Origin of the sequence: Fibrobacter sp. (assembly GCF_045112255.1) — a bacterium.
Taxonomy (GTDB): Bacteria; Fibrobacterota; Fibrobacteria; order Fibrobacterales; family Fibrobacteraceae; genus Fibrobacter.
The window spans coordinates 73681-84264 of the sequence record NZ_JBGUHR010000037.1 but is presented as its reverse complement, the minus strand read 5'-3'; the positions used below and the strand labels follow the sequence as shown (position 1 = coordinate 84264).

10 protein-coding genes are annotated in these 10584 nt (G+C 47.4%); 4 read left to right on the top strand and 6 right to left on the bottom strand.

The annotated features are described in order from the left end of the window. Positions 1–189 precede the first annotated feature (189 nt). From ACJMM9_RS04320 to ACJMM9_RS04300, 5 genes are all read right to left on the bottom strand, one after another. Positions 190–2457 carry a caspase domain-containing protein gene (locus tag ACJMM9_RS04320; protein WP_405324163.1) on the bottom strand — a complete coding sequence of 756 codons (2268 nt, stop codon included), beginning with the start codon at positions 2455–2457 and terminating at the stop codon, positions 190–192. A gap of 5 nt (positions 2458–2462) precedes the next feature. Then, positions 2463–3251 (bottom strand): hypothetical protein, encoded by a 789-nt coding sequence (locus ACJMM9_RS04315; protein WP_405324161.1) that lies wholly within the window; start codon positions 3249–3251, stop codon positions 2463–2465. Continuing rightward, positions 3248–3751 (bottom strand): RNA polymerase sigma factor, encoded by a 504-nt coding sequence (locus ACJMM9_RS04310; RefSeq protein ID WP_405324159.1) that lies wholly within the window; start codon positions 3749–3751, stop codon positions 3248–3250. The genes ACJMM9_RS04315 and ACJMM9_RS04310 overlap by 4 nt, the downstream gene beginning before the upstream one ends. Before the next feature lie 109 nt (positions 3752–3860). Continuing rightward, positions 3861–4571, bottom strand: a complete 711-nt coding sequence (locus ACJMM9_RS04305; RefSeq protein WP_405324157.1) for a nitroreductase family protein — start codon at positions 4569–4571, stop codon at positions 3861–3863. A gap of 51 nt (positions 4572–4622) precedes the next feature. Next, complete coding sequence (locus ACJMM9_RS04300; RefSeq protein WP_405324155.1) at positions 4623–5060, bottom strand: very short patch repair endonuclease; 438 nt, start codon at positions 5058–5060, stop codon at positions 4623–4625. 133 nt (positions 5061–5193) lie between these two features. Here ACJMM9_RS04300 and pepT point away from each other — a divergent pair, with 133 nt between their 5' ends. Both pepT and ACJMM9_RS04290 read left to right on the top strand, forming a co-directional pair. Further along, positions 5194–6441, top strand: coding sequence for a peptidase T (gene pepT / locus ACJMM9_RS04295; RefSeq protein WP_405324153.1), 1248 nt, complete (start codon positions 5194–5196; stop codon positions 6439–6441). A gap of 162 nt (positions 6442–6603) precedes the next feature. Further along, positions 6604–7359: a fibrobacter succinogenes major paralogous domain-containing protein gene (locus ACJMM9_RS04290; protein WP_405324151.1), complete on the top strand. Its 756-nt coding sequence runs from the start codon at positions 6604–6606 to the stop codon at positions 7357–7359. 118 nt (positions 7360–7477) lie between these two features. Here ACJMM9_RS04290 and ACJMM9_RS04285 read toward each other — a convergent pair whose 3' ends face one another. Next, a complete protein-coding gene (locus tag ACJMM9_RS04285; protein WP_405324149.1) occupies positions 7478–8605 on the bottom strand; it encodes a Gfo/Idh/MocA family protein in 1128 nt (375 codons plus the stop codon). Between the two features lie 115 nt (positions 8606–8720). Here ACJMM9_RS04285 and ACJMM9_RS04280 point away from each other — a divergent pair, with 115 nt between their 5' ends. Further along, positions 8721–9605, top strand: a complete 885-nt coding sequence (locus tag ACJMM9_RS04280) for a TonB family protein (protein ID WP_405324147.1) — start codon at positions 8721–8723, stop codon at positions 9603–9605. A gap of 20 nt (positions 9606–9625) precedes the next feature. Further along, positions 9626–10552 carry a ketopantoate reductase family protein gene (locus ACJMM9_RS04275; protein WP_405324145.1) on the top strand — a complete coding sequence of 309 codons (927 nt, stop codon included), beginning with the start codon at positions 9626–9628 and terminating at the stop codon, positions 10550–10552. Positions 10553–10584: the final 32 nt, after the last annotated feature.

Below are 10584 nucleotides of genomic sequence, written 5' to 3'. Positions count from 1 at the left end.
CCCCAATGGAACACCTTAAGGTACAAAAAGTGTTACCACTTATTCAAAAAAAATAACTTTTTAGTGGCTCCACTTCACCAAATCCATATTTTCAGGCCATCAAACAAAACGGAATCCAGTACAAAAAAACTGGATTCCGCCACTTCGTATCATAACGTCATTTAGCTTGTATCATATCGGCACTAGACCTTAGAATCTGCCGATCGTGAGTCCTGCATAAAAACCAGGCCACCAACGAGATCTATGTTTTTTACTACAGAAATCGTCATGATAGTCGCCAAGGGGCTTGAGCAAAAGCTTATTCAAATAGCCGACGCTTGTCAAGTTCAGCGATCCACCCACAGAAAGGCCAAAGCCCGGGAGAACTTGGTACGTGTAACCTACGCGTCCACGGTGATGGTATCCAGATTTCCAATCATCCTTATCTGTTCCGAATTTATTGTAAACATTGAAGAACGTGTATTCAAGTTCCCAGTGGCTTCCGTACTTTCCGAACTGGGTACCGATACCAATACCATGTTCATAGAACTTTTCAAAATCCTTAAAGACATATCCTTTTTTGAAGAATGCAGCCCATTCAAGATTCGTATAGAAATAAGCCGTACCCAAATGGACAGATCCACCAAGTGCACCCATTTCGTTGATGTAAGGAGTTACGTTCCACACGCCGTTTCCGACAATGTTTATAATGCCGACCGGAGACATTTCGCATTCGCCGCAAATATTGATAATACCCCACTGGCGACCTTTTTCCGTTGTCGCATAGTTGATAACACCCACCTGGACGTGATCGTTCTCATGAGCTGCATTAATGCCAGCTGCCACTTGGACATCAGAATTTGTCGCGTAGTTAATACCAGCAACAACCTGGACACTTGAAGAAACAGCAGCATTCACACCAGCCGTGATCTGAAAATCTGTATACTTCGCATAGTTCACGCCTGTAGAAACCTGCACACCATCAAGAGTGTCCACAGCGACGTTCACAATACCGATCTGTGCGCCAGAAGATTTATCCTTTGTGACATTTAAAGCCGTACTGAGCTGAGCGCCATCTAAAGAACCCGCATAGTTAACCACCGAAGAAAGCTGAGCACCTTCGAAGTGGTCCCTGACCACATTGGCAATCGTTGTCGCCTGCAAGCCATGCATTTCCTTTTTGGCAACATTGGCAATCAAGCTCACCTGCGAACCCAACATATAATCTTCAGTACGAGCTACAAAAAAGCCAATCTGCAATCCCTTACGCGGATTATTTTCAACATCAACAAAATTAAATGTCGTACGGAATTTTCCATTATGATCCAAAGAATCAAGTGAGCAGGCAATAGAATCCCCACTGGAGCAATTTCTATTACGGCCAACATCGCCACGAGAAACAGTCTGTTCAGCAGCAACACTCTTAAAATCGACAATCGATATCTTTTCACGTTTGCCATTTTTAAGCGCCACCGAAACGCCCATGTAATCAGCCTTCTGCTGAAGTTTCACTGTATAATTGCCCGCCGGGAGTCCAAGACTCATCGCGCGTCCAAGCTTTTTATTGAGTTCAGCGACAAGTTCATCATTTTCATCACGAATGTACAAACGGCCGGAAACATTTTCGTCCAGATCAAGGCCTGCACTTGTTGCACGCAAATCCGTCATCACCACGTCACCCGTACCCGCAAGGTTCATGTCGCGGCTCGGATGCTGTGCGCCACCCAGCGTCGTTTCCGTCTTTTGCAATGTTTCATTGAATGCAAACTGGTAGGCTTCGGACAAAGTCACCTTTCCATCGCTACTCAAGTCGCCTGCGCCACGGAGCCCGCTCACAAGCGAGTGCGTAAAGAACGAACCCTTGAGCTTATCGCTTTCCTGGCTGGATTCATCTTGCGTACTGCTCGTGATGAAAGCATAGCCCTTCATATCGCTACTCTGATCAACCATGAAAGCAGGCACCGCCTTACCGCCCTTCACGCGGGTAATCGCACCAGAACCACAAGCATCAATCACTGCGATTTTCACATCGGCACTGAGCGCGTCAATGCGACCCCGCAAGTCTTTCCAAGCGTAAGTTTCTTCACCCAAGCGAAGACCCTTTTCATCGGCGTGACCGCTGTAATATACAAGCACTTCGTCACGACCGCTAGAAGATTTGTCCTGCAAAATCTTTGCATCGAGATTTGCAAATTCCTTTTGCAGCGCAACAACAGACGGTTCCTTCACGAGAATCACATTCTGCGGCAGCACACCGCCCATTTCCTTGAGCACCTTGGCAAACGAGCGGGCATCGCTTTCAGCATAGCGTAGCACCGGGCGGCCAGCGCCACCGTTATTTGCACTCACGGCAACAACGTAGCGATTGATACGGCCTGATTCTGTTGCCGCATTGGCATTTGAAACCAACAAGAGCAACGCAAAAAGCAGCGCAAAAGACAAACCAGACAACACCCCAAAAAACTTATTCGAAATCATAAACATTATTTACCCGCCTTCTTGAGAGTAAAACCAACCACCTTCACATCACTTCTCTTGAGCAACTTGTCGATATCATTTTCTTCAACGGCAAATTCCTTAGGGGAAGTCACGAAGAAGAACTTTTCAAAGTACGGAGCATCGTCAAGCTTGTACGCAAACGGGAGCGAGTTCATCTTGCCCGGAGCAAGTTCAATCGCCTTCACACCATCGCCCATATGCAAAGTCAAGGCGCCATTACCGTCCATGCTAAAAAGGAGTCCATAGCACTTTTCGGGGACGGCATAGCGCAACTGAATTTCATCACCTTCGCCGACAGAATCAAGATCGTTCAGCTGGACAATCCCGGCCTGAGTCTTTTTCCAGACTTCCATGCGGGCGTCAAGTCCCTTGATTCGCGTATCGGACTGGGTTTCAGCAAGCGCGACCTGCGTATTTTGAGAGCCATTGACATTAGCAACATCGCTACCCACGCGTTCGTTCATCACGGAAGTTTCGCGCTGTGCAAAGAATGCCACCATAGCAACCGCGAAAATGAACATGGCCGCAGCCGCAAATTTCACGAGCGTAAAGCGCGGCGCGTTTTTCGCAGCAGTATCCGTTGCCGTTCCAAGATTCGCGGCAAGCGCTTCAAACGGCAACTTGCTTAAAATCGCCTTGTTATCTTCGCGAAGCATTTTTACGCGATTTGCAAAAACCGCATCTTGCGCTTCAAGCTCGCGAAGCTTATTCATTTCTTCTTCCGGCAAATCGCCAGTCAGGAATCGTTCTAATTTCCAATCGGGAATCATCACTGAACCTCCAGAGTTTTAACTTTGGCCTGTAACCCGCGCAAACGCTTGCGCACACCGCTTACTGAGAGTCCAACTTCACAGGCAGTCTCTTCAAGCGTCATTCCATCGACAAAATGGAGGACCGCCATTGTGCGGCTAGATTCGGGTTCCTTCGAAAAGAGCTTCGCCAGCACATTTTTCGTTTCGTAATCGTCATGTTCGTCTTCGGCACAGGCGATGCTCAAAAGCAGGCTCGAAGAATCTACGTCAAGTCCACGACGGCGCTTGTCACGAATGCGGTTGAGGCAAAGTCTCGTTGCCGTATTCCACAAAAGGCTGCTCGGCGATTCCATGTCCAGGCGTTCCGATGCAGAGTAAATCCGCAAAAAAACGTCTTGCATGAGGTCGCTAGCTTCAGCGTCATCGCGAAGGAGTTGCAGGCAGCGCCTATAGACCATAGGCGCGTACTTCTCGTAAATCTTTGCAAATCCTGCTTTTTTTAAGGTTTCTAGGCTTTTCACGTTTATGTAACACCGGAGGTATTCGAAAGTGTTACCATAAAATTTAAAAATTTTGAATTATTCTATATAAACAAGAAGGCGATCCCGGCACAAGGCCGGGATGACAGCGCTAAATCGTATCAGAACTTCTTAAAGTTTGCATGGAACGGCGGAAAATTTCCTTGCCAGAGCCAATTTCAAAGAAATACTTGAAAATTCCAAGATCGACCTTGCTAAAATAGCCCAAACGCGGCTTTGCAAAAACGTGTCCGCCCTCGTCAACGGTAAATTTCGCCTTGAACTGGTTCAATGCCGACGGCGCAAGCATCACATAGTCAATCCCCTTCTTGAACCAGTCGGGAGATTTATCGTAATCCGGCGCAATTCGCGTTGCAGGCTTCATCGGGTGCTGCACACCCTGAGTTTCGCCATTGCCAATCGCAATCACGAGTTCAAGCTTTTCGCCATCGTCAATTTCAATCGTCGGAGCCTTCTTGAACGTAAGCCCGACTACGCAAGTATTGAGTCCAATCATCTGCGCCAAAAGCACGATATCGGCAGTCGCATACCCCACGCGTTCATCGAGCGAAGCTTCGCACCCCGCCACAGACTTTTGCCCCGCGATTGCGATGTAATTTTTCACATTCCTAAACGAGCCATAGTGCGCCAATCGCCCGCTAAACGCCACATCGTCATTCAGAACGAGCTGCATGTGGAGTGCAAAATTTTCATTCAGCCGCCGGATCCGCGACTGCAGTTCTTCGACCTGCTCCTTGGTCAACGGCGTCGAAGTGTATCTACGCACAGAATGTCGTGTCAAAACCGCTTCTTCAAGTGTCATAAAGCCTCCTTCTCAAGAACTCCCCAATAATCCCTATCCTAAACTACAATTTTATAGCTCAATCGTCTCGTCATCGCTCTTGATAAAATCAATCAAGCGCTCCAACGTGAGGGCCGCCCCCATATTTTCCGCATCGGCCACACCATCTGTCCGCAAGGAACACTCCCAGACAATCGCCACGCGATACCCCAAGAGCGAAAGTTCATGTTGCGTCTTAATATCTCGCACAATGTTGCGGTCGAACTTGTCGTTCCAAAACGCGGAATTCGACTTCGGGCGGCTCGTGAGCTTGCAACCGTGCTGGTGCCAAAAACACCCGTTCACAAAAATCGCAACCCCATACTTTTGTACAAAAATATCCGGCGTTCCAGGCAAATCCCGACGGTGGAGATGATAACGCATTCCCGCCTTAAAAAGAGCCCTTCGTACAGTCATTTCAGGCTTCGTATTTTCAGAATGAACCGCCTGCATCATCTGCGAGCGAGTCATCGGCTTACGGCAAGACTTACGTTTTCTTGCACAAGTTTTCTTTAAAGACGTCTGAACCATCAAAAAAAAGATAAATTATATCTATACAAAGCGAAAAAAATATCTTATCAAATCCATTTTGGGGGACGGCAATATGAATATTCAGGAACGCTTTTTAAAGTACGTGAGCTTCACGACCACGTCTGACGAATCCAGCGAAAGCTGTCCAAGTACACCTCAGCAGCTCGAACTTGCAAAATATCTTGCGAGCGAACTCGAAAGCATCGGACTTGAACAGGTCAAAATGGACGAAAACGGCTACGTCTACGGACTTTTGCCCGCTACCGAAGGTCGAGAAAACGACACCCCCATCGGCTTTATCAGCCACATGGACACATCCCCAGACTTCTCAGGCGTGAACCCCAAACCGCAAATCATCGAAGACTACGATGGCGAAGACGTCTTGCTCAAAGGTTCTGGTGCCGTGCTCAAGGTCGAGGACTTTCCGACCCTCAAATGGCTTAAAGGCCGTACACTCATCACGACCGACGGCACAACGCTCCTCGGCGCCGACGACAAGGCCGGCATCGCAGAAATCGTAACCGCCATGGAAGAACTCATCAAAACAGACCGTCATGCAGAAAGCCGCGGTTACGAAAACCTTTCGGGGCACGGCGATATCTGGGTCTGCTTCACGCCGGACGAAGAAATCGGACGTGGCGCCGACCGCCTGGACCTGGACTATTTCAAGGCAAAATACGCCTACACGGTCGATGGTGGCTACGAAGGTGAAATCGCTTACGAAAATTTCAACGCCGCAAGCGCCACGTTCAAAATTTACGGCAAGGGTGTACATCCCGGCGAGGCAAAAGGCATCATGAAAAACGCAAGCCTCATGGCGGCCGAAATCGCGATGGCACTTCCAGAAAGCGAAACGCCAGCGACAACCGAAGGCCACGAAGGATTTTACCACTTGACCGACATGCAGGGCGACGTGAGCGAAGCGACTCTCAACTACATTGTTCGCGACCACGATCAAGCCCACTTTGAGGACCGCCAAAAGTTTTTAAAAGAAATCGCTGAAAAATTCAATAAAAAATTTGGTGAGGGCACCGTTAAACTAGAACTGAAGCATTCCTACAGCAACATGCTTCAAATCATCGAAAAAAATCCCAAAGTCCTCATACGCGCTCGAACCGCAATTGAATCTGTGGGCATTCCTGCAGTAAGTGACCCAGTTCGTGGCGGAACAGACGGTGCAAAGCTCAGCTTTATGGGACTCCCCTGCCCGAATCTCGGCACAGGCGGCTACGGTTACCACGGCCCCTTCGAACACGTGACCGTCGAAGGCATGAAAACAGTCGTAAAAATCATCAAAAAAATTGCTGAATCAAGAGAATAAATCAATAATTCCATTTTGCAATAAAACATTCAAAAAAAATTTGGATTTTTGATTTTTTTATTATACATTACTTGAGACAGATAAAAAAATTTAAAGGGGAAACCGATTATTCAGATTCCTTCTGGATAGTTGTTATTCCCGTAGTATAAAAAAGGAGGCCGTATGCATATTTCATTCATCGTCTTCGTGATACTCGCCGTTGCAATCGTCGGCATTTCAGGTTATTGCATGGGAAAACACGTCAGTAAAATGAGCGAACAAGAATCCCCCAATGAAAAAAACACGGTTCCTCACGAAGACTGCCTTGTCAAAAATATCGGCATGTTCAACTACGGAGCGTTCATGGACACGCGTGATGGCGAGACCTACCACACCGTTCAAATCGGAGATCAGATCTGGATGGTCGAAAACCTGCGATTCAAAGCCGCAGGGAGCTACGCGCCCAACAACGATGAATCGAACGTAAAAAAATTCGGGCGTCTTTACACATGGACAACGGCTCTCGATATTCCTCCTGAATATAGCGAACAATCTCCTGCAAAAGACATCGAAATGTACAACAAAGTCAAGGAACGGAATTATCAGGGCATCGCCCCAGAAGGATGGCATATTCCAAGCCGTAAGGAATGGGAAACTCTGCTCAGCGTCTTAAAATCCAAAACAGACGGACGAGAACTGCGCAGCGAATGTTTCTGGCACAAGCCCGGTGAAGACACATTCGGATTCTTTGCTCTGCCGGCAGGTTACCGTTTTGATAACGGAGCATTCTGCCACTTTGGTAGGCGAGCAAGATTCTGGACAAAAGATGAATACGGCAAGACTAACGCATTCCGCGTGAGCCTCACCGACAATTCAGTTGACATCGAAGGCATTTATCGATCCGATGCCATATCCGTGCGTTGCGTGAAGAACGTGTAATCGCAGTCATTCCAGTCTCTTTGTCATGCCCGTTCCAAGCGGGCATTTCCTTTTCAAAAAAAATATTAAGCAAAGGTCCCCCGCGAGCATTCGCGAGGGCTTTTGGCATCCTTGATTTTTAATCTTCGAACGGATAACGTACGCCAAACTGCTCGCGAATTTTATCCATGTGCGTCATGAATTCCATTGTCTTCGCGTGAGTCATTTCCGGGCGTTCCCAAACGATAGAGTGCACGACATTCGAGAGTGCGCGGAAATCCGAGAGGTCGCGAGAATTCGAGCAATTGTCAATCGAACCGTCGCAAATTTCATGCCGGAACTGCGCAGGATTTTCAATCGCCTCTTTGCATGCGAGAACTTCGTATTCGTAGCAGTTGCAAAGACGCGTAGGCTCAACTGATTCAACAACATTCCCGGCATCATCAAGCAATTCCAGTTTTACCATATCGTTCAAATTCTGCACACGGATTTGCCCTGCTGAACCGTAAATGACACCCTCGTTGTGCGTCGGCGAGACCATCGAAGTCTTGAGATATGCCTTTTGGCCGTTTTCGTACGTGAGGTTTATCCAGTCGCTCGCATCCACGCCCGTCTTGAACTTGACGCACTTGCAATCCATCGATGCAATTTCGTTTCGGACAACTTTTCCATCAGCATCAATACGCTCGCCGAGGAACAAGTCTGCAAACGTAAGGCTGTAAATACCGATATCTAGAAGCGCACCGCCCGCAAGCGCCGGGTCATGCATACGGTCCCTATCGCTAAGTTTCATCGAAAAATCGGCTTCGACCGTTTCAACATTCCCGATGCGGCCATCGCGAATCCAGTTGCGAATGGTCTCCAGCGCAGGCAGGAATCGCGTCCACATCGCCTCGCACAAAAAGACGCCCTTATCGTGCGCCAGTGAAATCACTTCTGCGGCAAGCTTTGCGTTCGCCGTAAAAGCCTTTTCGACCAGAATGTTCCGGCCATGTTCAATACAGAGTTTTGCAAATTCATGATGGTGCGAATGCGGTGTTGCGATATAGATCAAATCAATTGCAGAATCCGCAGCCAGCGCCTCATAACTTCCATACGCTTTTTCAAAACCATATTCCTTGGCAAAAGCGGTCGCCTTTTCCAAATTACGAGACGCCACGGCGTAACACTCCACGCCCATCCCCTGATTTTTCAAAGTTTTCACCGCAGCCGCCATTTTCGTGGCAATATGACCGCACCCAAGAATCGCAAACTTCAAATTATTCATACCATAAATATAAATTGCCCACCCCAAAAACCGCAAAAAAAATTTGCACCCCCTGTTTACCGTTGTAGCCGAACCATTAGAAATGCGCGCAAACCAAAATGCCTATATTTTATACATGAAGTACCTAAAGTTCACATTCATTTTACTACTTATTACATCCATTACGATCTACGCAGGGGGAACAGCATCCCTCGTTGCAAAGAAAAGTAACACAAAGGGATTCTCTTATTCAATATCCACACGTTTAACATTCATTCAAGAATGTTCAGAAAACGCCAACCAAGATATTTGTTATTGCGTTCTAAACAAGATTCAGCAACAGTATAGCGAAAAGCAATATCTAAAACTCGATGCAGATTTAAGGAAAAAGATAGATCACCCTGACTTTGTTACTTTTATATCTAAAGCAGCCAATACATGCGATGAAGAATACGCTCTCCAAGCCAATTTAGACCTTATCGCAACTCAAGAATTCGCAAACAACAATGATATCGTTTTAAAAGATGAGACAAGCCTTCAAACAACAGACAAAATAACTTCCAGACGACGGCATAGTAGGGCATACGAAGACAGCGAAGACGATTACGTAAAAGATAATTTCGATGGCATCGGAGATGGACTCGCTGGCCTCTTGGGAGGAGGCGGTGGTGGAATAGCAACAAAAGCTAAAGGTTCCATCAAGACTCCTTCTATGCGTGATATCGACATAGAAGGATCTCGCTCCGCCGCAGACATCATGAAAGTTGTCCGACAGCGTACTCCAGGACTTCGTCACATATACAACAAATGTTTAAAAGAAAAACCGGGATTCCAGGGTAAGGTTACCTTGAAGTTCACGATTGCTCCGGGCGGCGAAATAATCAGTATTTCCACGATTTATTCAACAACCGGTTTCAGCGAATTCGACAGTGAAATCAAGAATGCAGTCAGTCGCTGGACATTCAACAAAGTACAATCAGGAAATTCAACCGTTACAATTCCATTTACATTCATCGAATAATATTTGATATATTTCTCACTATGAAGCAGATTAAATCAGTTGCAGTTGTGGGGCTCGGAGCAGTCGGTGCCGTTGTGGCAGAACAGCTCTTGAGCGTTCTTGGGAACAAGCTTTATTGCGTAATGGACGCGGAACGCAAATCGCGCTACCAATCAAGCGGAATCGTCATCAACGGGAAAAAGACGGACTTCAACTTTGTCACGCCGGAAGAAGTCCCGGTCGTTGACCTCGTGATTTTTGCGACCAAGAATTTGCAATTCAACGAGGCGCTCGAAGAAGCGAAAAATGCAGTTGGTCCGAACACCGCGTTACTTTCACTTTTGAACGGAGTCCATTCCGAAACAGAAATCGAGCGCGTTTACGGCGCCGAAAAGACATTGTACGGATTCATCGTCAATTTGCAATCCATCAACAAGCACGGAAATATCGACTGCGCTGGCCGAGGCATCATCCTCTTTGGCGAAAAAGACAACCGCCATTCCGAACGCGTCGAGGCCATCCACCAGCTTTTTGAAGCAGCGCACATCGTTCACAAAATTCCAGAAAACATCCGTCTGGAAATGTGGAAAAAGCTCTTGATGAACACTGTGTTCAATTCGATTGGAGCAATTTGCCGTTCAACATTTGCAGGCTTCAACTTCCCGGTGATGCAATCGCTTGTGCGTAAAATCGGTAACGAAGTCATTCAGGTAGCAAACGCCGAGGGCTTTGCGCTCACGAACGAAGACCTCGAAGAGAACTTGCGACTCACATGCAACTACACACCGCTTGGCAAGTGTTCCATGTTGCAGGATATCGAAGCCGGTCGCAAAACGGAGAACGCATACTTCTGCGGAACCATCAGCAAGCTCGGGAAGGCGCACGGGATTCCGACGCCCTACTGCGAATTCCTAGGCGAACTCATCGAAGGGACCGAACTCGCGAGAGATCTTGTTAAAGAACGCTAGACAAGATGGCGGATCAAGTCCGCCATGACGCT

What these genes read in the sequence shown, in the direction of transcription:
- pepT (WP_405324153.1), top strand. Translation starts at nt 5,194, where the DNA reads ATGAATATTCAGGAACGCTTTTTAAAGTACGTGAGCTTCACGACCACG.
- ACJMM9_RS04305 (WP_405324157.1), bottom strand. Translation starts at nt 4,571, where the DNA reads ATGACACTTGAAGAAGCGGTTTTGACACGACATTCTGTGCGTAGATAC.
- ACJMM9_RS04300 (WP_405324155.1), bottom strand. Translation starts at nt 5,060, where the DNA reads ATGACTCGCTCGCAGATGATGCAGGCGGTTCATTCTGAAAATACGAAG.
- ACJMM9_RS04280 (WP_405324147.1), top strand. Translation starts at nt 8,721, where the DNA reads ATGAAGTACCTAAAGTTCACATTCATTTTACTACTTATTACATCCATT.
- ACJMM9_RS04290 (WP_405324151.1), top strand. Translation starts at nt 6,604, where the DNA reads ATGCATATTTCATTCATCGTCTTCGTGATACTCGCCGTTGCAATCGTC.
- ACJMM9_RS04320 (WP_405324163.1), bottom strand. Translation starts at nt 2,457, where the DNA reads ATGATTTCGAATAAGTTTTTTGGGGTGTTGTCTGGTTTGTCTTTTGCG.
- ACJMM9_RS04285 (WP_405324149.1), bottom strand. Translation starts at nt 8,605, where the DNA reads ATGAATAATTTGAAGTTTGCGATTCTTGGGTGCGGTCATATTGCCACG.
- ACJMM9_RS04275 (WP_405324145.1), top strand. Translation starts at nt 9,626, where the DNA reads ATGAAGCAGATTAAATCAGTTGCAGTTGTGGGGCTCGGAGCAGTCGGT.